The sequence below is a fragment of the Mesorhizobium sp. G2-6-1 genome (assembly GCF_055809095.1).
The window spans coordinates 1,239,144-1,263,524 of the sequence record NZ_CM147896.1 but is presented as its reverse complement, the minus strand read 5'-3'; the positions used below and the strand labels follow the sequence as shown (position 1 = coordinate 1,263,524).

At 56.3% G+C, this 24,381-nt stretch carries 17 protein-coding genes, 1 tRNA gene and 2 pseudogenes; 11 read left to right on the top strand and 9 right to left on the bottom strand.

Annotation, left to right across the window (positions count from 1 at the left end):
• Window positions 1–16 precede the first annotated feature (16 nt).
• Window positions 17–934, bottom strand: coding sequence for a LysR family transcriptional regulator (locus AC0L7S_RS05985; protein WP_473473512.1), 918 nt, complete (start codon window positions 932–934; stop codon window positions 17–19).
• 108 nt (window positions 935–1,042) lie between these two features.
• Between AC0L7S_RS05985 and AC0L7S_RS05980 the strand changes: the two genes are divergently transcribed.
• The 5 genes from AC0L7S_RS05980 to AC0L7S_RS05960 all read left to right on the top strand — a co-directional run bounded on the left by AC0L7S_RS05980 (window position 1,043) and on the right by AC0L7S_RS05960 (window position 7,698).
• Complete coding sequence (locus AC0L7S_RS05980) at window positions 1,043–2,653, top strand: sulfotransferase-like domain-containing protein (protein WP_473473511.1); 1,611 nt, start codon at window positions 1,043–1,045, stop codon at window positions 2,651–2,653.
• Window positions 2,654–2,728: 75 nt separating this feature from the next.
• A complete protein-coding gene (cysD, locus tag AC0L7S_RS05975; RefSeq protein ID WP_473473510.1) occupies window positions 2,729–3,697 on the top strand; it encodes a sulfate adenylyltransferase subunit CysD in 969 nt (322 codons plus the stop codon).
• The gene (gene cysN, locus AC0L7S_RS05970; RefSeq protein WP_473473509.1) at window positions 3,697–5,601 is read left to right on the top strand and encodes a sulfate adenylyltransferase subunit CysN; all 1,905 of its coding nucleotides are present in this window, start codon (window positions 3,697–3,699) and stop codon (window positions 5,599–5,601) included. Before cysD ends, cysN begins: the two co-directional genes overlap by 1 nt.
• Window positions 5,602–5,604: 3 nt before the next feature.
• On the top strand, window positions 5,605–6,378 hold the full coding sequence (gene cysQ / locus AC0L7S_RS05965) for a 3'(2'),5'-bisphosphate nucleotidase CysQ (protein WP_473473508.1): 774 nt from the start codon (window positions 5,605–5,607) through the stop codon (window positions 6,376–6,378).
• Window positions 6,379–6,459: 81 nt separating this feature from the next.
• Window positions 6,460–7,698 (top strand): Coenzyme F420 hydrogenase/dehydrogenase, beta subunit C-terminal domain, encoded by a 1,239-nt coding sequence (locus AC0L7S_RS05960; protein WP_473473507.1) that lies wholly within the window; start codon window positions 6,460–6,462, stop codon window positions 7,696–7,698.
• Between the two features lie 344 nt (window positions 7,699–8,042).
• Here AC0L7S_RS05960 and AC0L7S_RS05955 read toward each other — a convergent pair.
• Window positions 8,043–8,118 (bottom strand) — tRNA-Thr (locus AC0L7S_RS05955).
• A 224-nt stretch (window positions 8,119–8,342) separates the two neighbouring features.
• Here AC0L7S_RS05955 and AC0L7S_RS05950 point away from each other — a divergent pair.
• Complete coding sequence (locus tag AC0L7S_RS05950) at window positions 8,343–9,503, top strand: hypothetical protein (protein WP_473473506.1); 1,161 nt, start codon at window positions 8,343–8,345, stop codon at window positions 9,501–9,503.
• 68 nt (window positions 9,504–9,571) lie between these two features.
• Here AC0L7S_RS05950 and AC0L7S_RS05945 read toward each other — a convergent pair whose 3' ends face one another.
• Window positions 9,572–10,276, bottom strand: a complete 705-nt coding sequence (locus AC0L7S_RS05945; protein ID WP_473473505.1) for an HAD family hydrolase — start codon at window positions 10,274–10,276, stop codon at window positions 9,572–9,574.
• 5 nt (window positions 10,277–10,281) lie between these two features.
• Window positions 10,282–11,888: pseudogene (gene pgi, locus AC0L7S_RS05940) on the bottom strand (glucose-6-phosphate isomerase).
• Between the two features lie 301 nt (window positions 11,889–12,189).
• On the opposite strand from pgi, the gene pdxR reads away from it, so the two are divergent.
• Both pdxR and AC0L7S_RS05930 read left to right on the top strand, forming a co-directional pair.
• Window positions 12,190–13,677 (top strand): MocR-like pyridoxine biosynthesis transcription factor PdxR, encoded by a 1,488-nt coding sequence (gene pdxR / locus AC0L7S_RS05935; RefSeq protein ID WP_473473504.1) that lies wholly within the window; start codon window positions 12,190–12,192, stop codon window positions 13,675–13,677.
• Between the two features lie 181 nt (window positions 13,678–13,858).
• Window positions 13,859–15,450, top strand: a pseudogene (locus AC0L7S_RS05930) (trimethylamine methyltransferase family protein).
• Window positions 15,451–15,620: 170 nt separating this feature from the next.
• Here the strand turns inward: AC0L7S_RS05930 and pyrC are convergent.
• From pyrC to aceA, 4 genes are all read right to left on the bottom strand, one after another.
• Window positions 15,621–16,718, bottom strand: a complete 1,098-nt coding sequence (gene pyrC, locus AC0L7S_RS05925; protein WP_473473503.1) for a dihydroorotase — start codon at window positions 16,716–16,718, stop codon at window positions 15,621–15,623.
• Between the two features lie 156 nt (window positions 16,719–16,874).
• Window positions 16,875–17,246: a response regulator gene (locus AC0L7S_RS05920; protein ID WP_473474196.1), complete on the bottom strand. Its 372-nt coding sequence runs from the start codon at window positions 17,244–17,246 to the stop codon at window positions 16,875–16,877.
• Between the two features lie 310 nt (window positions 17,247–17,556).
• Window positions 17,557–17,799: an SMc00767 family acetate metabolism repressor gene (locus AC0L7S_RS05915; RefSeq protein ID WP_473473502.1), complete on the bottom strand. Its 243-nt coding sequence runs from the start codon at window positions 17,797–17,799 to the stop codon at window positions 17,557–17,559.
• A 47-nt stretch (window positions 17,800–17,846) separates the two neighbouring features.
• Window positions 17,847–19,136: an isocitrate lyase gene (gene aceA, locus AC0L7S_RS05910; protein WP_473473501.1), complete on the bottom strand. Its 1,290-nt coding sequence runs from the start codon at window positions 19,134–19,136 to the stop codon at window positions 17,847–17,849.
• A 246-nt stretch (window positions 19,137–19,382) separates the two neighbouring features.
• Between aceA and AC0L7S_RS05905 the strand changes: the two genes are divergently transcribed.
• A complete protein-coding gene (locus AC0L7S_RS05905) occupies window positions 19,383–20,825 on the top strand; it encodes a helix-turn-helix domain-containing protein (RefSeq protein WP_473473500.1) in 1,443 nt (480 codons plus the stop codon).
• 17 nt (window positions 20,826–20,842) lie between these two features.
• Here AC0L7S_RS05905 and AC0L7S_RS05900 read toward each other — a convergent pair whose 3' ends face one another.
• Window positions 20,843–21,763, bottom strand: a complete 921-nt coding sequence (locus AC0L7S_RS05900) for a fatty acid desaturase family protein (RefSeq protein ID WP_473473499.1) — start codon at window positions 21,761–21,763, stop codon at window positions 20,843–20,845.
• A 210-nt stretch (window positions 21,764–21,973) separates the two neighbouring features.
• On the opposite strand from AC0L7S_RS05900, the gene AC0L7S_RS05895 reads away from it, so the two are divergent.
• Window positions 21,974–22,930, top strand: a complete 957-nt coding sequence (locus AC0L7S_RS05895) for a DMT family transporter (protein ID WP_473473498.1) — start codon at window positions 21,974–21,976, stop codon at window positions 22,928–22,930.
• Between the two features lie 346 nt (window positions 22,931–23,276).
• Window positions 23,277–24,374: a polyamine ABC transporter substrate-binding protein gene (locus AC0L7S_RS05890; protein WP_473473497.1), complete on the top strand. Its 1,098-nt coding sequence runs from the start codon at window positions 23,277–23,279 to the stop codon at window positions 24,372–24,374.
• Window positions 24,375–24,381 lie beyond the last annotated feature (7 nt).

The following is a 24,381-nucleotide window of genomic DNA, read 5'->3' as shown; positions in this document are numbered from 1 at the left end:
AATTTGGCATACCGTATCAATCCAGATCTGGCGATCTGAGAAAATTAAGGCATTTCAGGGCATCGGCGCGATTGACACCATGCGGTGTCAGGAACGCAAAAAGCTGACGATCGAATTGCACGAATTCCCTGTCGAGAGCCACCAGGGCGCCGCGCTCGACATACTGGTCCGCAAGATGTTTCCAACCCAGAGCGACGCCTCGCCCTGCGACGCAGGCCTCAAGAAGATAGACATAATTGTCGAACCGCAGGAATTTTGGCGTCAGGTCGGGGGCACCTGACAGGGCAAACCATTCATTCCAAGTCGCCCATCCCTTGTTCTGCTTGGTAAGTTGAAGAAACGGCAACGCTCCCCATTCGCAGACATCTTTCGACAATGTTGCTCTGTTTGCATCGGCGAATGCCGGGGAGCAAAGTGGCCTGACCGCCTCGCGAAAAACCGCCACCCACCCTTCTGGTGCCGTGGACGGCATGTGGTAGGCAAACATCAGGTCAATGCGTGGATCAAGCGACGCGGCCAGCGCGTCATATTCGTACGTCATGAGCCGAATTTGAACCGTGTCTCCAACCACAGCCTGCATCGCCTCGAAACGCGGCATTAAAAAGAGATGAGAAATTTCGTGAGTACAGGCGACGGTAACTATCCCGTCAACGAACCAACTGCTGATTGATTTGCCGGCAGCCTGTATATTCTCCAACCCGGAAACCACAGCGCGATAAAAATACTCTCCCGCTTCGGTCAGCCTCAGTCGCTTCTTCTCGCGCAGAAACAACATGACGCCGAGGCGTGCTTCCATATCAGAAATGTGTCGGCTGATGGCTGACTGAGACGTATTCAATTCTTCAGCTGCATGGCTGAAATTGCAATGTCTCGCAGCGCTTTCGAATGCAATCAAAGCGCTGGTCGATGGTATCCTGAAACGCCGAGATATCATATCAATTATGGTATCATAACATTGCCTAATCGGCAATGTACATCAAGCCGTTCATAGCCCAGATTTCGAACAGTTGACGTGTCCAATTTGTTCGAAACGGGGGTGGCTATGGCGAGCGCATACAAGAAACCGGAACGGTGGGCAGCACCCAGGAACAAGCTCTTTACCTATCAGGTTGGCTTTACTGCGCCGCCGCATGATTTCGATGCCGCACCGAGTGACTTTCTAAGGATTGCACCAGAAAGCGTAGGCGTTCACGGGCGCATGCTGCATGTGCCGAATTACGAACATCAGCTTACCCAGCGCACGAAGAATTTTCATTTGCTGGAAGAATTCGTCGAATGCATGGCCAATAACGGGGCAGATGTTTGCGGGCAGGTCGGCACCAACTGGGTCCACGCTGCGGGCAAGACACCCGATGATATTCGTCAGATATGCGACCGGATCAGCGATACCTACGAGACACCTTTTCACATGGCCGGAATGTGTCTTGTCGAGGGCTTGCGCGAGCTTGGCGCTGAAAAGATCGCGCTGAATTCCGTCTATTACTGGCCGGACTGGCGCGACGGCATTGCGCGCTTTCTCAAACAGGCGGGGTTCGACCTTGTCTATTTCGGAAACTTTGTCGATCTGGGTTTGTACGACACACAGGATGAAGTGAACGAAAAGACGTGGATATTCCCGGTGACGCCGCCAACCGCTCCATGCAGCGTCTGGCGGAACTGGCCCCGAATGTCGATGCCTATGTGGTCAATGGCATGTGCAATTTCCGCCGGCCGGACAGTTTACCTGAACGCATGGTGTCGCGCGAGGTTGAACTTGAGGCGCAGGTCGGCAAGCCGATCGTTTCGTCTGACTCCGCACTTTATTGGCGGATTTTCAAGACGCTGGGCATTGCTCCCACCGCTCGCCGCGGCCAACTCCTTTCAACGCTTGTCTGAGGTTTTAACCATGACAAAGATTCTTGCCCTCTGGGCCGTGCCCCGCTCTACCTCGACCGCATTCGAATGGATGATGCGCCAGCGCGGCGACCTGACCTGTTTTCATGAACCGTTTGGCGAAGCCTGGTATCAAGGTGAAAGCCCCCTTTGGCCGCGCGCAACCGCTGACAGCAAGCGCACACCGGGGCTCACCCTTGAAACCGTATTGGCAAAACTACAGCAGGCGGTCGCGCAAGGTCCGGTCTTTACCAAGGATTTCCCACACTATGTCGATCACATGTGGACTGACGATCTGCTCGATCTTTTCAATCATAGTTTCCTGATCCGTGATCCTGCCAAGACGATCACTTCAATGTACGACAAATGGCCGAACTTTCACCCAAAGGAAGTTGGTTTTTCCGAACAGCGTGCCCTGTTCGACCGGCTTTGCGACAAGTTCGGCAAGGCACCTCCGGTCTTGGACAGCGACGATCTTCTGCACGATCCGCATGCCATGGTCGAAGTCTGGTGCGAGGCCGTTAGTATTCCCTTTTTGCCAGCGGCACTTAGCTGGGAGCCCGGCGCGCGTGACGAAGTGAGTTGGTGGGACGGCGGTTCATTCCACGCGAACCTTCGAGATTCAAACGGCTTGAAGCCGCAAAAGCGGAAATATATCGCAATTGAAGACATCCCGGATGCGGTGAAGGCTATCTATGAAGAAGCATTGCCCCACTACCAGCACATGCATGGGCATCGGCTGGCCGCCAGCGACGCAGCCCGTGCAGCCAAGTCAGCCTGATCTGAGCGTTTTACCTCCGGTTCTCGACGGACTGGTTCGTAACGCTCCGACACTGCTCCACAGATTGGAATCCGCATGAATATTCTGGATACAGGGCCCGTGCAGTCAAAACACCCGCCACTCTGTCAACGTGGGGAAGCTTCTGCTGCGCTCACGCATCTGGACCGCCTCGAATCAGAAAGCATCCACATCATCCGCGAGGTGGCAGCGGAGTTTCGCAATCCTGTGATGCTCTATTCGATCGGCAAGGACTCTGCGGTGATGCTGCATCTTGCTCAAAAGGCATTCATGCCTGGAAAACTGCCGTTTTCCCTGCTGCATGTCGACACGACGTGGAAGTTCCGGGAGATGATATCGTTTCGCGACGAAACAGCCGCCCGCCTGGGGCTTGACCTGATCGTGCACATCAATGAGGCCGGCGTTGCGCGCGGCATCGGCCCGATCAGTCATGGTTCCAAGACACATACAGATGTCATGAAGACGGAAGGGTTGAAGCAGGCTCTGGACAAGTATGGTTTCGATGCGGCTTTCGGCGGTGCCCGCCGCGATGAAGAGAAATCCCGCGCGAAAGAGAGAATATTTTCGTTTCGCAGTGCGTCCCACCGGTGGGACCCGAAGAACCAGCGACCGGAACTGTGGAACCTCTACAATACGCGAATAGCGAAAGGGGAGAGCGTGCGCGTGTTCCCGCTGTCCAATTGGACGGAGCTTGATATCTGGCAATATATCCGTCGGGAAAATATCCCGCTGGTTCCACTGTATTTCGCCACTGAGCGTCCCATCGTCATGCGCGACGGGATCATGGTGATGGTCGATGACGAGCGCCTGCCGCTCAAACCCGGTGAAACACCGCAGATGCGCCGCGTTCGCTTCCGCACGCTCGGCTGCTATCCGCTGACCGGCGCGGTTGACTCAAATGCCGTGTCCGTTTCCGACATTATCGTCGAACTCCTGCAAAGCAGGCAGTCGGAACGGCAAGGGCGGCTGATCGACCAGGATCAGATTGGCTCGATGGAGAAGAAAAAGCAGGAAGGGTATTTCTGATGTCGGTCCAGCCAGAATTTAGCCTCCGCGATTTCGATATGGATTCCTACATCAACGATCAGGAGCACAAAAGTCAGCTTCGTTTCCTGACATGCGGATCGGTCGATGACGGCAAGTCGACTTTGTTGGGACGCTTGCTCTACGATTCGAAGAGTGTCTTTGAAGATCAACTCTCCTCGACGGAAGCCGAAAGCCGCAAATTCGGTACGCAGGGCGAGAATATCGACCTCGCCTTGTTGGTTGATGGCTTGCAGGCAGAACGTGAGCAGGGGATCACCATCGACGTTGCGTACAGGTATTTCGAGACCGACAAGCGCAAGTTAATTGCTGCAGATACGCCCGGGCACGAGCAGTACACGCGCAACATGGTCACAGGTGCCTCGACAGCCGAACTTGCGATCATTCTTGTCGATGCAAGGAAGGGCATTCTCACCCAGACACGACGCCATAGCTTTCTGGTGTCTTTGCTCGGCATTCGTCACGTGATCCTGGCGGTGAACAAGATGGATATCGTTGGCTACGATCAATCCGTTTTCGATCAGATAACAGAAGAATACATGCAACTCGCACAGCAGCTTGGCCTTGACGACGTCCACGCCGTCCCGCTTTCCGCGCTGACCGGCGAGAACGTTTTTACCAAGGCCGAAACGATGGCCTGGTATCAAGGGGCTGCACTGATCGAGATCATGGAGACGATCGATGTTCAGCGCCAAGCTGCGACTGGCGCCTTCCGGATGCCGGTGCAGTGGGTCAATCGGCCAAACGCCGACTTTCGCGGTTTTAGCGGAACCGTATCGTCAGGCCACATCGCTTGCGGAATGCAGGTGGCGGCCTATCCGTCCGGCAAATCCAGCAAGGTGGTAAGGATCGTCGGCCCAGACGGAGATCTTGCTTCAGCCGGTACCGGACAAGCGGTGACGCTCGTGCTTGCCGATGAGATCGATGTCAGCCGCGGAGACCTGATTGCGTCTATCGATGCGCCGCCGCAAGTTGCCGATCAGTTTGCGGCGCATCTGGTGTGGATGGATGCTGAGGCGATGCTGCCGGAGCGCCGGTATCTCGTTCGCTTTGCAACAGCGACCGCGACAGCGCAGGTCACCGACCTCAGCTATCGCATCGACGTCAACACGCTCGAACATCTGGCCGCCAAGACGCTGGACCTCAACGAGGTCGGCTACTGCAAATTCGCATTGGACAGGGCCATTCCCTTCGATGCCTATAACCGCGCGCCGCAAACCGGTTCATTTGTCATGATCGACACCTACACCAACGCAACCGTTGGCGCTGGCGTGATTGACTTTGCGCTTCGCCGCTCCAGCAATCTCGGCTGGCACGAGATGAAGGTCGACAAGGCGGCACGTATGCGGATGAACGGGCACAATTCATGTGTGCTGTGGTTCACAGGTTTGTCAGGCGCGGGCAAGTCGACGATTGCTGACCGGCTGGAACAAAAGCTGAATGCATCTGGAAAGCGCACATATCTGCTCGATGGCGACAATGTCCGCCATGGCCTGAACAAGGATCTTGGCTTTACAGATCAGGACCGCGTGGAAAATGTCCGGCGCGTCGCCGAAGTCGCGAAACTGATGGCCGATGCCGGGATGATCGTGCTCGTTTCGTTCATTTCGCCGTTTCGTTCCGAACGCCAGATGGCGCGAACATTGATGGAGGATGGCGAGTTCGTCGAGGTCTTTGTCAACGCACCTCTGGAAGTATGCGAGGCGCGCGACCCCAAGGGGCTGTACAAGAAAGCCCGAGCCGGAGAATTGAAGAACTTCACCGGTATTGATTCCGACTACGAGCTTCCGCTCAATCCCGAAATCACCCTGAACAATAGCGAAGCCGACGTTGATACGCTGGTGGACAGCATTGCCGCATACCTTCGCAACTCGGGCAGGATTTAACGGATGTCGGTTGTTTCGCTCCTTCAGCCTTTGCAACATGCGGCCCGTCTGGCGGGCGCTCGGATCATGGAAATCCGCGAACAGGGTGCATCCTTTACCGTCAAAGGGGATGGCTCTCCGGTCACGCTCGCCGATCAGGCAGCCGAAGAAATCATCCTCGCCGCGCTCAAGAATATAGCGCCTGGCATTCCTGTCATTTCGGAGGAAAATGCCGAAAGCCACACATTGTCTGCGCCCGATCGGTTCTTTCTTGTCGATCCTCTGGATGGAACAAAGGAATTTCTGCGGAGCGGCGAAAACAGCGCCTTTACAGTAAATATCGCGCTCGTTGAGCACAATGAACCGATCTTGGGAATTGTCTATGCACCGGCGCAGGACCGCATGTTCGTAGGCGAAAAGTGCTCCGGCGCCATGGAGTGGAACGCCGGTGAACGCCGGTCGATAGCGGTTCGCCACGTACCCGATCAGGGCGCGATAGCCGTCGCCAGCCGGTCCCATCTTGATGAGCATACCCAACGGTGGCTCGAAAAAAACAAGGTAGCCGGTACGATCTCCACCGGATCGTCCCTGAAGTTTTGTCTGGTGGCGTGCGGCGAGGCCGACGTCTACCCCCGCTTTGGTACGACGATGGAATGGGACACGGCGGCCGGACATGCAATTTTGACAGCAGCGGGCGGCGACGTCAGACGACCCGACGGAATGCCCTTCATCTATGGCAAGCCTGACTACAGAAACGGTCCTTTTATTGCCAGAGGAAGGGTTCTGGAATCCGCTTAATCTACGCAACTGAGCAGATACGGTAGGAATCACTCGAACGACTGGAAAGTGGAATGCATGGTTGATGCCGGACTGCCACCGATGTCTGAACTGAAAAAGACCCAGACAGCGACACGAATATCGGACGTCGTGAGCAATGGTCTTTGTATCGGCTGTGGTTTGTGCGAGGCGGTGACTGATAGCCGTATCAAGATGGTGATGACCGCAAAGGGCAGCCTCCGTCCCAGTCAAGTGGACGCTTTCACGCAAGCCGAAGAGGCAACACTCCTGTCTGCTTGCCCCGGCGTGGCTGTGGAATCGAGATTTACCCAGACACCGGAAAATGACCTTGTATGGGGCGCTTTTTCAAGCATGTGTTATGCGTGGGCGGGTGATCCTGAACTTCGCTTTCGCGCGGCAACAGGTGGCGTACTGAGTGCGCTTGGCGTCCATCTGCTGAAAACGGGCGCTGTGCATTTTATTCTGCATGTTGGGGCCGACCCCGAGCACCCCATGCGAAGCCGTTGGGTTTTGAGTGAAACACCGCACGATGTTATCGCCAGTTCCGGTTCGAGATACGGGCCTGTGGCTCCTTTGGCTGGCCTTATGCAGGCACTGGAGCGTAACGAGACTTTCGCCATCATTGCCAAACCCTGTGATTTGAGTGCGGTTCACCGGCTTGCCCGCACAGATGAGCGTGTTGATCGACTTTGCAAGCTGCGGCTGACGCTGGTTTGCGGCGGGCAATCGCGTCTCGAGAAGTCGCAGGACTTTTTGGAGGAGCATGGTGTCGCGGAGGATGATGTTACCCTTTTTCGGTATCGAGGTTATGGCAATCCGGGTCGAACTCGCGTCGAAACCAGCAAAGGGCAGGCATTCGAAAAGAGCTATCTGGAATTGTGGGAGAATGAAGCGGGTTGGAAGTTGGAGACCCGGTGTAAAATTTGCCCGGACGCACTGGGCGAAGCCGCGGACCTCGCGGCTGCCGATGTCTGGCCGCAAGCCAGTCCGATCGGCGAGGATGCAGGCTTCAACGGCATTATCGTTCGATCGAAAGCCGGCACGGAACTCGTTGCAGCAGCGCTCAAAGCTGGCGATCTCGTGCTGGGCGACGAAATAACCCCACGCCAATTCGATGACTTTCAGCCCCACCAACTCCGCAAGAAACATGCCTTGTCGTCGCGGTTTGCTGGCCTTGCCGCTGCCGGAAATCCCGTATTGGCCGCTCCCGGACTAAGATTGGAAGAACTCGGGGCGCAGATTGACGAGCAATCACGCCAGGCTGAGGCTGAGGGCGCATTGAGACGCGCTCAACAGGGCCGGTTTGCAGCGGACATTTAAAGTCTGCTCACGTTAGAGCAATCCCCTCAAAACTGTGCAGTGGTTTCCCATTCGGGATTGCGTAAACACGAATACTGGAGCGGTTCAGTGATTCCGCCAAATGCTGACCCTGGCTCTCGTCGTGGCCGAGGTTTGGTGCAAATTCATCATACCGGATATTTGCGTCAAGACTTGCAAGCGTTGGCGCAAAAGGACGAACAAACGATACCTTATCCTCGCAGGCGTGAGATATGAATGCATCTCGCTTTGGCGCGGGTATTCCAAACGACCCTCTAATAGCCTTAACGGAGTTTTGTGCCGGCTACTGCTGGATTCATATCTAAGTGGCTTATCAGATAGTTGGCTGGTGCCGCTTGCAGGATTCGAACCTGCGACCCCCGCATTACGAATGCGATGCTCTACCAACTGAGCTAAAGCGGCATGATGAGCTTCAAACTCTCAAGCAGGGGGGTGATAGCCGCAAGCAAGCGTAAATTCAAGATGCGTCTCGCCATTTCGTTTCACGCAGGTCGAGCCTGTCAAATGGGCCAAAAAAGGCTTTATAGAGGGGTTTGGCGAAAAAAGGCACGTCATAAGACGTTGCCTGATCGCCATTCAGCGGTTAACGATCATGAAAATGTGACCGTTGTCAAAAGGACGCCCGCTTGGACGCGATCGAAACAGCCATTCGGAATGCCTTGGCAAAAGGCAATGCCGAGGATCGATCGTTCCGCGAGAAGGTCTATCGCTCCGCATTTGCGGCGCTCGACCGTGCCCTCCAGGCCAACCCCGGTGTAACTGTCGAAACGGCGATCAATCGCCGCAAGGCAATGCAGGTGAAAATCGCCGAGATTGAATCCGAATTTCTGCCGGCTGTTCCCGATGTGGAGCCCATGGCGAATGCGGACGAGGTCGCATCCGTCAATGCGCCAGCCGAAGCCGTTTCCCAACCTGACGCCCCCGCTGTCGAGGCAATTTCGGCACAGGCAGCGCAGGAACCGGATGCCGAATCGGCACCGGTGATCGACGAGACGGATCATTCTCACGTTTTGCCCGTCGTGCCCGACATCATGCCGGAACCGACCCTGGCCGGTTCGCCGCAGCCTGCGGGGGAGCCGAAAGGGAGCAGAAAAGACGACGAGGTCATGCCGGATCGCGATGTGCGCCGGTCGCGCCGACGGCGAATGCCACTTACGGCGATTTTCCTTGGCATCACATTGTTCGCAGCGACTGGCATTGGCCTGTGGTGGGCTATCCAGACGGGGGCATTCAAGACGCCGGAGGAACTCGGCAATCTGCCTTCCCAGCCAACCACGCTGGAAGATGAAGACTACACACCAACTGAAGAGACCGCCGCGCCGCAAAAGTCAGGTCTGCCAGACCAGTCTCGCCAGTGGATCACTGTTTTCACACCAGCCAATCCCACACTGGTGAATGCTCCTTCCGATGCCAGGGCCGAGGTCATGCAGGATGATACCGGTTCCTTCCTGCGTGTGCGCTCCGGCAGTTCGGGTTCAGCGGTCAGCTTTGATGTCGGGCAGGGTATCCTTGAACAGGTTTCGGGCAAGCACGCCGTATTCGATGTCATCGCCCGTGCCGAAGAAGGCGAGGAAACGCAACTCTCCATTGATTGCAATTTTGGCGAATTGGGTGATTGTGGGCGCAAGCGTTATGCAGTCGGCCACGAACGCAACGAGTATCTTTTCGACGTTCAGTTTCCAGACAAGAATGCGGGAGCCGCCGGCACTATCGCCATCAATTCCGATTTCGACAAAAAAGGCAAATCGGTGGACATCTACGAGATTCGGGTGTCGATCGCCGAGTAAAAACAAACCGAGATCGTCTCGGTTGGATCAGCCAAGCGGCCCTAGGCTCTATAAGAAGCTGAACCGCTTTAAGCCTCGAGGAATGCCGGAAGATCGGCAACCGAATCCAGGATGACATCGGCAATCGGAGCAAGACTGTTCCGGGTGCCGGTACCGGACAAAACACCGATTGCCAGCCCGCATCCTCCGGCACGCGCCATTTCCAGATCATGGCGATTGTCGCCAACCATGGCGATCTCGCTCGGTTTGAAGCCGGTCAGATCGCAAAAGGCGATCACCGTATCGGGGGCGGGTTTTGCGTTGGCTACCGCGTCATAGCCATAGGCTGCATCGAACAATTGCGCGATGCGCAATGTTGCAAGTGTTCTTTCGCAGCCCAGTGTCGAATCATTGGTGGCAACGCCAAGCCGATAAGGCTTTGCGTGCAAGGCAGCGAGTGCAACCAGAACGCCCTCCAGCGGCACGGCAAGCTCGGCACCCATGTCCGTGGTGATTTTGTTGAAACGTTCGACTGTGCTGAATTGCTCGGTTTTGGATAGCTGCGGGAACCAGAGTTGCACAATATCGAGGTTTGTTCCTGCGGCAAAGATCGAGTCGGCCTTGAACCGCTTCGTGGCAGGGTCGAGACCGGCAGCATGGAGTAAGCGATCGGCTTTCGGCCTGTTGCCTCCGGCTGCATCAAGAGCCATGAAATCGGCAACGCTTGACCACGTCGCGCCAAAATCGACAAGGGTACCGTCCTTGTCGAACAAAATGCCCTTGATGTTTGCCAAGCTCGTTACCCCACGTCCCTGAGAGAATGAATATGTCCCACCAGACCAGCCGTCGAGGCATCTCTCGTGGCGGCATTTTCCCGACCTTCCACGACAGGCAGCAATTGGGTCGCAAGTTCCTTGCCCAGTTCCACCCCCATTGGTCGAAGGAATTGATGTCGTAGAGTACGCCTTCAACGAAAACACGATGTTCGTAAAGCGCAATCAACCGGCCGAAAGTACGCGGATCGAGTTTCTTGTAGACAAGGGTTATCGAAGGGCAATTGCCGGAAAAGACCCGGTGCGGTGCAATCTTGTCGACATCAGCGGGTTTCATGCCCTTGGATAACATCTGCGCGCGCGCTTCATCGAGGCTGCGCCCCTTCATCAGCGCCTCCGACTGGGCCAGGCAGTTGGCAAGCAACAGGTCGTGATGGTGTTTCAAGTCGGGTTCGTGGCCGACCGCCGCCGCCAGAAACTCGACGGGAATGACATCGGTGCCTTGGTGCAGGAGCTGGAAGAAAGCGTGTTGGCCATTGGTGCCGGGTTCGCCCCATACCAGCGGGCCGGTAGGGGTGGGAACCGGTCCACCTTCGATGGTTACACTCTTGCCGTTGGATTCCATATCCAGTTGTTGCAGATAGGCTGGCAGGCGCGACAGGCGCTGGTCATAGGGGATCACCGCGCGCGCCGGATATTTGCAGATCACCCGGTGCCACCAGCCAACCAGGCCGAGCAGCATTGGCAGGTTTTTCATCAGTGGCGCGGTTTGGAAATGTTCATCCATTTCGTGCGCGCCGGCAAGGAATGCCCGGAAATTTCGCGGCCCGACCGCAATCATGACTGGCAGGCCAATCGCACCCCAGATCGAGTAACGACCCCCCACCCAATCCCAGAAGCCGAACACCCGGTCATCGGCTATGCCAAACTTCGCCACCAGATCGAGCGCGGTTGAAACTGCGGCAAAATGCTTGCCGACGGCCTCGGGTCCAAGCGCCTCGGCCACCCATTTGCGCGCCGTCTCGGCATTGGTCATGGTCTCGACTGTGGTAAACGTCTTGGAGGCTATGATGAACAATGTGGTTTCAGCCGACAGCCCCTTCAGCGTGTCGTGGATATGCGCGCCATCAATGTTGGAAACGAAATGCGTGCGCGGCCCGTCATGATAGGGTGCCAGGGCCAGTGCCGCCATCGCCGGGCCGAGATCGGAGCCGCCAATGCCGATATTGACGATGTCCGTGATTTTCTTGCCCGTGGCACCGAATGCGTCGCCGGAGCGAATGGCATCGGCAAAGCTTTGCATGGCATCGAGAACCGCAAGCACGTCCGCTTGCACATTCTGGCCGTCAACAACGACACCCTTGCCCGAAAGATTGCGCAGTGCCGTATGCAAGACGGCTCGGTCCTCGGTCAGGTTGATGTGCTTGCCTGAAAACATCGCAGCCCGGCGCCCTTTCACATCGGCTGCTTCTGCCAGCTTTTCCAGCAAGTCCATCGTCTCTTGATCTACCGCGCATTTCGACCAGTCGAACAACAGATCGCCATCCGTTTGAGAAAACCGCGCAAACCGCTGCGGATCGGCCGCGAAGCTGTCGCGGACACTCACCGTGGTGGCAGCGTGACGGGTACGCAATGCAGCAAGAAGTTCTTGAAAGGGAGAAAGGTTCAAGATGATCTCCGATCATGAGGTGCGATTGTCAGCCGGTCAGGCCAGGATGCGCCGAAAGGAATGTCGGCCAAGACTTATCTAGAGCATCGGACGACTAAATGGAATCGGGTCTGTTTCACGAGCGCGGCGGGAAGGATCGCGCTCATGACAGATCACTGGCATAAATCCCAGCAATCAGAAAAATTGATTGGCGCAATGGCTTATGCCACAGCTACATTCCTCTGGTCCACAAAGCAAAAAAGACTGACCACCTGAGGTAACTATCATGCCACATCGAAACGACACGGCGATCTGGTCCGGCCTGTTCCGGATTTCTGCGGAATCCGGGCAGACTTTGCAGGCGCAAATCAGACAAGCGATAGTCGCAGCGATTCTCGATAGGCAGATTGCTGCTTCCATGCCCTTGCCCTCATGCCGGATTTTAGCCGAGAAACTTGGCGTGGCGCGCGGAACCGTCGTTCTGGCCTTTCAGCAGCTTGTCGATCAGGGATTTCTGGTGGCAAAGGAGCGGCGGGGTCATTTCGTCAATCCCGAAGTGCTGGCAACGCCGTCGCGGCCGCAGAAGGCACCCGATCAGGCGAACGAGATTGACTGGAAAGCACGCCGCCAGATCGCGGCGAGCGACATGCCGCCACCCGCCAAGCATGAGAACTGGATCAAATCGTCATACCCCTTCGTCTATGGCCAGTTCGACCCGACATTGTTTCCGACCGCCGAGTGGCGCGAATGCAACCGCATGGCACTGGCTGTGCTCGAAATCCGCAACTGGGCCTCGGACATGGTAGATCGCGACGATCCGCTGTTGATTGAGCAAATCCAGGCGCGCCTGCTGCCCCGGCGCGGCATCTTTGCCAATCCCGATGAGATCATCGTGACGCTTGGCGCGCAACATGCCCTCTACATGCTGGCAACATTGCTCATGAACAAGAAGTCGAAGGTCGCAATGGAAGATCCGGGCTATCCGGATGCGCGTTCCATCTTCAAGCTGACGGGTGCCGAAACGGTCCCAGTTCCAGTCGATGAGTCCGGCATCATCACCTCGGCCATACCTTCCGATGCGGGTTTCGTCTTTGTCACACCAAGCCATCATTGCCCGACCATGGTACCGCTTTCAAACGATCGGCGGCAGGATTTGCTGGAGCGTGCCAACCGGCATAACCAGATCATCATTGAAGACGGATATGACAGCCAGCTTCTCGACGAGTCGCCACAGCAGGCGTTGAAGAGCGTCGACCGGTCCGGACGTGTCGTTTACGTCGGCTCCATGTCGAAGACGCTCGCCCCCGGTTTGCGGCTTGGCTACATCGTCGCATCGGCGGACCTGATCGCAGAACTTCGCGCCTTGCGTCGTTTCATGTTGCGCCATCCTCCGGCCAATAATCAGCGTGCCGTGGCGTTGTTCCTGTCGCTTGGCCACCATGAAGCACTGGTGCGTCGGTTGTCGACGGCTTTCGAAGAGCGGCGCAAGCGATTGGTCCACGCATTGTCAGCTTTTCTGCCAGACTGGCAGGCGACAAATTCTGCCGGCGGCACGTCTCTGTGGCTCGAAGCGCCAAGAGGCGTCGATTCAAGTGATCTGGCAATCGCCGCGGCCACCCGCAGCGTCATCATAGAACCGGGAGATCGCTTCTTCGATCACGCAAAACCAACGCGTTTCATGCGCCTTGGCATCTCGTCCATTGCCCTCCAGCATATCGAACCGGGCATCCGCGAACTTGCAACAGCCGCCGGCCGCAGACCAGCGGCTGCCTGACTGGAGCAACCTGTCAGCTTGCCGGAAAAGACCTTCGCTGCTCTGGCCCATTCGGTGGGACCAACTGGCGGATAGTCTGGCCCAATAGCCGCGCCATAGTCATGCGTCAGAAGCGATGGGAATGACGGATGGTGGAGCACCATCCACGCTTGCGCTTCATTGAACGCTGGAGGAGTGGGCAATGACCGTGGTTGCGCTAGCTGAGCAGGAAGAAGCATCGGAAGCGCGCTCCCGGCGCGCCGGAGGCCGCGAGGCGCGGCGCGCAATGCGCGCGGCCCCATTGGCCGATAATGTAAGGCCGGTCAGGCCGGGCCTTGAGGGGGTAGATACAAGGCACTTGATCCAAATGATCTCGACCGTGTCCACGAGGCGGTGTTGACCCTTTTGGAAACGGTCGGTTTCGCCAATGCCGTCCCATCATGCATTGAAGCCCTGACAAGAGTTGGCGCGACGCTCGGAGAGGATGGGCGCATCCGCTTCCCGCGCAATCTCGTCCTCGACACGATCAAGCGCGCCGCGCGCCATTTTACGCTGCATGGCCAGGATCCGAAACACGATATGACGATCAAGGGCACGCGCGTGCATTACGGCACGGCGGGCGCGGCGGTGCATCTGGTCGATGTCGAGAAACGCGAATATCGTGAATCATTGTTGCAGGACATATACGATGCCGCCCGCATCGTTGAAGGACTTGATAATATTCATTTTTTCCAGCGCCCAATGGTGCCGCGTGATATCCCCGACCCCTTGGAGATGGACTTCAATACGCTCTATGCCAGCCTTATGGGCACCACCAAGCATGTCGGCACATCGTTCACCGTGCGCGAAAACGTGAAACCGGCGCTGGAGATGCTTTATGCCATCGCTGGTGGCGAGGAGAATTTCCGGGCCCGTCCCTTTGTCTCTAATTCCAACTGCTTCGTCGTGCCGCCGATGAAGTTTGCCGAGGACGCCTGCGGCGTTCTTGAAGCATGTGTCGAAGGTGGCATCCCGATCCTTCTCCTTTCTGCAGGGCAGGCGGGTGCGACCGCACCGGCGGCGATTGCCGGCGCTGTCGTTCAGGCCGTGTCAGAGGTTCTTGTCGGCCTGATCTATGTGAACGCGATCAAGCCTGGTCATCCGGCAATTTTTGGCACCTGGCCCTTCGTTTCCGATCTTCGCACCGGTGCCATGTCGGGCGGTTCTGCCGAGCAGGCCGTACTCACAGCCGCTTGTGCCCAGATGGCGCAGTATTATGACCTGCCGGGCGGCTCGGCCTCTGGCATGTCGGATTCAAAATTGCCGGACATTCAGGCAGGTTATGAAAAAGGCATCACCAATGTCATGGCTGGCTTGTCTGGCCTGAATCTCGTCTACGAATCTGCTGGAATGCACGCGTCGCTACTTGGCTTCTGTCTCGAAAGCCTGATCATCGACAATGACATGCTGGGCCATTGCCTGAGATGCGTGCGCGGTATCGAGGTGACCGACGAGGCATTGTCGATAAATACCATAACCGACGTCTGCATGCAGGGACCGGGCCATTACCTCGGCAATGAACAGACACTGAAACTGATGCAGACCGAATACTTCTATCCAGCCGTCGGTGATCGCTTTTCACCGAAGGAATGGAACGAGAAAGGGCGCCCCGATATTCTCATGCGCGCCATCGCCGAGAAGAAGCGTATTCTGAGCGAGCGGTTCCCCCGCCATATTTCGCGCGTGATCGACGATGAATTGCGCGCCAAACATGGCGATCTCATCAAAATGCCGAGAAGCGGCATGGGCTGGTAAGCAATTCCAGGAAAAGTGTGCAGCGGTTTTCCGTCCGGAATTGCGTAAAACGAGAAGCAATTCCAGGAAAAGTGTGCAGCGGTTTTCCGTCCGGAATTGCGTAAAACGAACAAGCAATTCCAGGAAGGCATCAGCGCGTCCTTTGGGCGCTGCCTGCTATCTTGTCCGCATCACTGGCGGCGCGTTTCACCGATTGACCAGGGCAACACCTCGCCGCCCCGGAAAACGGCAATCTCTTCTTCATCAATGGCAACTGCCGCCAAAATGCTGGACGGGCGCTTGATCAGCGTGATGGTCCCCTCATTGGGCTTCAATCCGTGGAATTGCGCGCCGTTCAGGGAGGCGAACGCTTCAAAGTGATCGAGCGCGCCTTCCTCGTCGAACACCTGCACATAGGTTTGCAATGCGGTGGCACCTGCGAAAACGCCGGCCGAACAGCATTCGGCCTGTTTTGCGCCGCGTGTATGAGGGGCAGTATCCGATCCGATGAAGAAGCAGGACGCACCTGATGTGACAGCCTTTCTGAGTGCGAGCCGATGGCTTTCGCGCTTGGCGACCGGCAAGCAGTAGAGATGCGGTCTTAATCCACCCTGGAATAGTGAAGTCCGGTTGATGACGAGGTGATGCGGGGTGATCGTTCCTGCCACCCGCGGCGCATGCGCCTGCACAATGTCGAGCGTAGCCGAAGTTGTTACATGTTCGATCACGACCTTGAGCCCCTGATGCCGTTTGAGAAGAGGCAAAAGGGTGGTTTCCATGAAGACGTCTTCACGGTCGAATATATCGACGGTCGGGTCGGTCGATTCACCATGAAGAAGGACAGGCATGCCGATCTTCTCCATGCACTCGAACACCGGTGCGAGCCCGGCAATATCGGAAACGCCATTATGGGCATTTGTCGTCGCCCCCGCCGGATAAAGCTTGGCGGCGATCCAGGCACCCTCGGTAAATCCCTTTTCAATTTCGTCAGGCCGTGTCGCGTCGGTCAGATAACAGGTCATCATCGGTTGAAAATCGCAATTCACGGAGCGCGCTGCCAGAATGCGCTCCCGGTAATCTAGTGCGTCCGCCACGCTCGTCACTGGTGGCACAAGGTTGGGCATGATGATGCCGCGTGCGAATTGCGCTTCTGTAAACGGCATCACGGCGCGCAGCATCGCCCCGTCGCGCAGATGAATGTGCCAGTCATCCGGCCTGCGGATTGTAATTGACGGTTCGGACTTTCCACCGGCAGGCAAAGCAGTGTCGAAAAGGTCGTCGATCGTCATTTAGGGAGCTTCCTTCTGTGGCCTGCGCGGTAACACATTGAAAGCCTGATCGGAAGATTTGGAAGTAATATCCCTTCAAACACGACACGCGTTCAGCGCCTGGCCGCTTTGACGAGCGCCCCCATTGTGCCCCGGTTTGGCGCACAACTCACCAGATCATCGTGACATGGTTCGTTGTGCAATCAGCTTCTCTATTGTTGGTTGCAGTCTTTCAGGCGTGATTGGCTTGGCAACCACGATGTCGATTATTCTCGCAAACGCCGTATCTTCGGGCGTGCACGCCTTTGTTGAAAGAAAGATCACGGATGGCGTTGACCGGCCGATGGTGTTGCGTAGTGCCGATATCGTAGGCATCAAGCCATCGCAGTCGCCATTGTTCATGCCCCCGTCAAGAACAATCACACCTGGAACATCCTTGTTCAGCGCTATAATGGCTGTGTCCGGCGTTTCAGAAATCGACTTCAATCCACCCGCTTCGACGATCTTGGATACGACCACGCAATTGATACGGGAGGTGGCGATCACCATCACCTTTGAGAAGTCCGTACCCGTTATTCCGTTTGTCCTAGAAATGGTAAATCCTGAACCCCCGAATCTTTGCACGAATCAATGATCGACATAAAACCCTAACGCCACAATATTCAATGCAGAGTTGAAACGGGTAGCGTTTTCTAGCGAGATGAAATTTTCTGTCAAGTGTCGGTGGCAGGAGTAAGGCAGAAATCACGATCGGGACAATCATGCCGCCGAAATAGGAAATTGATTGTGAGAAAAAGAAAATTCCCCGCACATTTTATGCACGGGAAATTTCATGTTCAACAATGCTGGCGGGATGCGCTCAACCGTGATGTTGTTGCGTGACGATAACTGGAATGAGCAGGTCGCCCCAGTTGCCGTCGCCGCCGTGATGGCGAGCCGAACGCACAAGCTCGACAGACACTCCAGCCTCGACCGCTTTCATCACGGATTGATTGAGACGGTGCAAATCGTTTGCCAGCATGCGGATGGTCGCCTGCTGATCCGAACTCATGGCCGACGACTGTTCCTCGGCTCGTTCCTTGACGCGACTGATCGAAGCCATTGTGGTTCTCCTTAGCTATTGCCTGCCCGATGGGCGTTATCGAAATTCTATTCGGCTGCAGGTTTGAATTGGGCCTGCTCTGTCGATTCATGCATGGCGGTTGTCGAAGACTGGCCGCCGGTAATTGCCATCGAGACGGCGTCGAAATAACCGGTGCCAACTTCGCGCTGGTGCTTGGTCGCCGTGTAGCCATTGGCTTCGGCTGCGAATTCGGCTTCCTGTAATTCCGAATAGGCTGCCATCTGGCGCGACTTGTACCCGCGGGCCAATTCAAACATGCCGAAGTTGAGCTGATGGAAGCCAGCAAGCGTGATGAACTGGAATTTGTAACCCATGGCGCCGAGTTCGCGCTGGAACTTGGCGATGGTGGCATCGTCAAGGTTTTTCTTCCAGTTGAACGAGGGCGAGCAATTATAGGCGAGTAACTGGTCTGGGTGATGCTTGCGCACACCCTCGGCGAATTTCCTGGCCTGCTCCAGATCGGGCTTGGAGGTTTCGCACCAGATCAGGTCCGCATGAGGCGCATAAGCCACCGCGCGGGCAATGCATGATTCAATGCCGTTGCGAATATTGTAGAAACCCTCGACCGTGCGGCCTGCCTCATAGTCGACAAAAGGCTGGTCGCGCTCGTCGATGTCCGACGTCAATAGCTTTGCCGCCTCTGCATCGGTGCGTGCAACAACCAATGTCGGTGTTCCCATCACGTCCGCGGCCAACCGTGCTGCATCAAGATTGCGAATATGCGCCGCTGTCGGGATCAGCACCTTGCCACCGAGATGGCCGCACTTCTTTTCCGATGCAAGCTGGTCCTCATAGTGAACGCCTGCCGCCCCGGCTTCGATGAAGGCTTTCATGATTTCAAAGGCGTTGAGCGAGCCACCAAAACCAGCCTCGGCATCGGCAACGATTGGCGCAAACCATGTGTCGACCGACAGACCGTTGCCTTCGGACACCTCGATCTGGTCGGCGCGCTGGAGCGTCTTGTTGATGCGCTTGACCAGTTCCGGCGCGGCGTTTGCCGGATAAAGCGACTGGTCGGGATACATGGCCGAGGCGGTATTGGCATCCGCCGCAACCTGCCAGCCGGACAGATAGATCGCCTTGAGGCCCGCCCGCACTTGCTGCATGGCCTGGTTGCCGGTCACAGCGCCCAGCGCGTTGACGAAATCTTCCTCGTGAATGAGTTCCCACAGGCGGTTGGCACCATTTTCGGCAAGTGAATGCCTGATCTGCATGGACCCGCGCAACCGCTTTACATCTTCTGGCGTATAGGGACGCTCGACGCCATCGAAGCGACCTTCCGGGGCGGAGGGGACGAGGTTGTAAAAATCAGTCATGTCTTGCTCCAGTAGCTTTTCATTCGTCACAAACACACCGCACCAATTCAGATATCGGCGCGTCTTGGTGTGACACCATTTACATTGCAATGCGAAAAGATCGAGAGAAAGCGCAATTTATGCCAGAAAATAAGGGAAAACTTGTATTGTCTTTTACATAGGCGCGATGTAAATTTGTAAATCTTGTAAAATCAGCTTCGCCATTCAAGTGCAGCATATGTTGTAAATCAGTGTAAAAGACCAATCATGGCTGAACAGAAAATTTTCGCCGGTCCGCGCATCCGCCGCATCCGCAACGCCAAGGGCCTGACGCAAACGGCGATGGCCGAAGGCTTGGGCATCTCGCCCTCATATCTCAACCTGATAGAGCGCAACCAGCGTCCGCTAACGGTCCAGATCATCCTGAAACTGGCCGCCGTCTACAAGGTCGAGCCCGACGAATTGCAGGGCGAAGCGCGGGGTTCGATCACCGCCTTGAAAGAGGTGTTCACCGACCCGCTCCTGGCTAGTGAATTGCCGGGCGATCAGGAACTTGTCGAGATCGCCGAGGCGGCACCCAACGCGGCTGCGGCCATGATCAAGCTTTACCGTGCCTATCGCGAGCAGGCGGAGCGACTTTCCGACTTGAACGAACTGCTGGCGCGGGAGGGGCGCGGCACGGCGCTCTCGGGGGCGCGCTTGCCGATTGATGAAATGCACGAGGTTTTCGAGCGTCGCGCAAACCACTTTGCCAATATCGAAGAAGAAGCGGAATCGTTTGCGAACCTCCTCGATCCCGGCGAAGACCTGTTCGGCGCTCTGAAGGCGTGGTTGAAGCGTGAATATGGCATCGTGGTGAAGGTCTTGCAGACGGCTACCATGCCCAATTGGCGCCGCCGCTATGACCGGCATTCGCAACGCTTGTTCCTGTCTGAACGTTTGTCGCCTTTCGACCAGTTGCGCGAGGTGGCAATGGAAGCTTGCCTGGTGCGCATGACGGTGGCGGTTGCCGGTGAAATTCAGACGCTGAAGCTTTCCACCGATGAGGCCCGCCGTCTCGCCCGTTTTGAACTCGGGCGTTATGCCGCCCATGCCTTGATGATGCCATATCAGGCATTTCAGGCTGCCGCCCATAGGGCACGCTACGACGTCGACGTGCTGCGTTCGCGCTTTGGCGTATCTTTTGAGCAGGCGGCAAATCGGTTGACCATGCTCCAGCGCTCCGGCTCCACGTCCGTGCCGTTCTTTATGCTGGAAGTCGATAATGCCGGTCATCCGTTTCGCAAAGCGGGCAGCCACGGCTTCCCCCACAGCCGGTTTGGTGGCGGTTGTCCCAAATTGCCTGTCCATGCGGCCTTTGCCCAACCGGGGCAGATTTTCGTCGAGGCGGTCGAAATGCCCGATGGCGCGGAATTCCTTTGCATTGCGCGCACTCTTGAAGGGCCGCAAGGCGCATTCAACGAGCGGCCACGCCGCACCGCGCTGCTTGTTGCCTGCGACATCGCCTTCAAGGATGAGGTTGTTTATGGCGACGCACTTGCAACAGTCATTGGAAAAGCAGGCACTGCAACTGTCGTCAAAACACCGGTCGGCGCAGCATGCCGGCTTTGCGAACGCCCCGGTTGCCTAGCGCGCGCCGCACCGCCTGTCACCCGCCCGCTTGGGCTGGACGAGATGGTGACGGGGCTGAGCGCCTTCGATTTCCAGTAGGCGAAAAATATCACGTCTCACGCTGACGCGGTCAGGCATTCCTTGAGCAGGCCGGTCGAGTAGCCGCGCGTCAAATGCGCCTCGTTGCGATAGATATCATCCTGCATCAGCGCCTTGTGCAGCTTGGGAAGATTATAGAACGGCACGCCCGGATAGAGATGGTGCTCGATGTGATAGTTGACATTGTGCGGAGCAAAGAACAGCCGCTCCCAAAGATGCGGGACGACCGTGCGGGTGCTGCCAAGTTCCTCATCATAATTCATGCCGCCGAAATGCTCGGAAATATTGCGCACATAGAGCATGGCGAAAAGCACCGTGAAATAGGGCACGATCCAATAGATGACGAACTCAAAAAACACCCCGAAATAGATGCAGCTCGCCAAAATCACGCCATAGAATCCGAACCGTGCTGCCTTGTAGGTTCGCGTTGAGCGATCATTCTTGTTGAGCCGGGGAAGTGCCTGCTTGAGATCGCGCAACGTATTGAAAGCCAACAGGTAGCCAAGAAATTTGACAGTCAAGCGCAGCACCGTTTGCGGAAACATGAAGGCTTCATCGCAAATTTTGGTAATCCAGTCGGGGTCCCGGTCGGTATTCAGATGCTGATGATGCGTCAGGTGATTGTTGCGATATGACTGCGCGGTCGACAATATCGGCCATGCGACCAACAGATCGGTGGTCCAGTCGTTCAGCTTTTTATTCCTGAAGATGCGATAATGCGCGCCGTCATGCATCATCACGCCCAGCGCGTGCATGCGCCCTGCAATCAGCAAGGCGGCAATCAGATAAACCCACACGCTGCCGGAATAGATGCTTGCTGCAATGCTGGCGACAATCACGCCCCAGTCGAAGGCAATTGCCGCAAGGGACCGCCACGACTGCAAGGCGCAAAGCTCCTTGATCTCCCGCGGGCTCACCTGCGCCTTATAGGTCTTCATTCGTTCTTCTCCTCGAAGCATTGCCGCATTTGGCAATGCTTAATCAGCCTTTCGCACCGGGCAACCACCTCTCCCATATTTAAACAAGGCGGTGCAACCGGGTTCTGTCACAACCACGATTACGGAGTGGATCAGGCTCTGTCGCTCGGTTTGCGTTATGGCGATTGGAGACGACAGATCGCGTCAGCCCCTTGTCATTGAATGGCCACCATGACTGACATTGTTTCAACCCCATCTCCGTCCCTGCTGCCCGCTCTTTCGCCGCGAACCGAACGATTTGGTGCCGTTCTGGTGTTCTTGTCTGCGTTGACGTGGAGTTTTGGTGGAGCAATTGCCCGCTACATTGATGCAAGCGATAGCTGGACAGTCATTTTCTGGCGCTCAGTGTGGGCGGCAGCATTCCTGTTTTGCTTTATGATCTGGAGGGATGGTTGGCGCGGCACCGGGCAGCTTTTCCGCAATATGGGGCTTCCTGGATGCGTTGTGGCGCTTTGCTTTGCAACGGCGTCCACCAGTTTCGTCGTCGCGCTGGCCTATACGACGGTGGCAAATATTCTGCTGATGCAGGCGGGCGTGCCGCTGCTGGCGGCGTTGTTTGCCTGGGTGATTTTCCGCGAACGGGTTTCCGGCACGACCTGGATGGCGATTATCGCCGTCATTGGCGGCGTTGGCATCATGGTGTCGGACTCTCTGGGCGGCAGCGTTTCGCCGGTAGGTGACGGACTTGCGGTGTTGATCGCAGTGGCTTTCGCCACCGCAACGGTGATAACGCGCCGTTTCTCCCATGTCCGCATGACCCCGGCCACATGCCTCGGCACAGTGCTTGCCGCCACATTTGCCTTGGCTCAAGCCTCGACGATCGATGTGTCTGGGCGCGATATGGCCTTCCTGTTCACCTTCGGTGTCGTCAATCTGGGGCTGGGTCTGGCATTTTTTGCGACAGGCGCGCGTCTGGTTCCCGCGGCAATGGCTGCCCTGCTTGGCACGTTTGAAACATTGCTGGGTCCCGTTTGGGTCTGGCTTATTCACTCCGAGGTGCCATCGGGCCGCACCATCATCGGCGGCACCGTAGTATTCGTCGCGCTGCTCGTTCATCTCGCCTTTGAATATAAGCGTCAGCTAAAGCCGGTCCGTCCCGGCATCACCGGCCTGCCATCCCCAAAATAGGCCGCAGCCGCTTTTTACCGGCAATGTGGAATGCTCATGCAGCGCTTTGTCATTGACAAGTCCGCAGGCTGGTGGGCAGGCTGGAAAAACGGCAACAACGAAATAGGCTTATCTTGCCAATTGTCCCTGCGGTTCGGCTTTTGGACGAGCATAGATGGTGTCAAACGAACATCGCCATGGCATGGACCTTCGGCGCAGCCTCTGCTTTGCGACAAATTGCTGGTTGTCATGTCAAGTGTAAATCGAGCTTGTCGCGTTCCAAAAGCCTCAATAATCTGAACACGCTGTTGCAAACAGTGTTGGCGCAAGGTCGCCCAGGCAAAAGAGATTATCAAAGGAGTATTGCATGACCCACAAAGCAACCTGGTTTGTTGCAGCATCTGCGCTGGTGACGTCCTTCACCTTCGGTGCCCATGCTCAGGACCGTGTCGTCAATGTTTACAACTGGTCAGATTATATCGACAGTTCGATCATTGACGATTTCACCAAGGAAACAGGAATCAAAGTTGTTTATGACGTCTTTGATTCCAATGAAATACTGGAAACAAAACTGCTCGCGGGTGGTAGTGGCTACGATGTTGTGGTGCCGTCCGCCACTTTCCTGGCCCGGCAGATACAGGCTGGCGTGTTCCAGAAGCTGGACAAGTCGAAACTGCCCAATCTCTCCAACATGTGGGACGTTATCAAAAAGCGTACCGAGAAATACGATCCCGGTAACGACTATGCGATCAACTACATGTGGGGCACAACCGGAATTGGTTACAATGTCGACAAGGTCAAGGCGGCGTTGGGCACGGACAAGATCGATTCATGGGATGTTTTCTTTGATCCGGCCAAAATGGCCAAGCTGGCCGATTGCGGCGTCTATGCCCTTGACGCGCCGACCGAGATGATTCCTGCGGCAATGAACTATCTGGGCATCGACCCGGATAGCCATGATCCCGCCGATATCGCAAAGGCCGAGGAGCTTTTTCTGAAAATCCGGCCCTATATTCGTAAATTCCATTCTTCTGAATACATAAATGCGCTGGCCAACGGTGATATTTGTCTGGCGGTTGGCTGGTCGGGTGATGTCTTTCAGGCACGCGACCGCGCTGCCGAAGCAGATCAGGGGGTGAACCTTGCTTATTCGATTCCCAAGGAAGGCGCCCAGATGTGGTTCGACATGATGGCGATTCCCGCCGATGCGCAGCATGTCGAGGAAGCGCATATTTTCCTCAATTACATGATGAGGCCCGAAGTCATCGCGAAATCTTCGAACTACGTCTTTTATGCCAATGGCAACAAGGCTTCACAGCCGCTGCTTGACAAGGATGTCGTTGACGACCCGGCTGTCTATCCTGATCAGACAACCATGGACAAGCTCTACACGACCTCACCACTCGATCCGAAAACGCAGCGGGTTTTCACACGTACCTGGACGAAAATCGTAACCGGCCAATAGGCGCGGA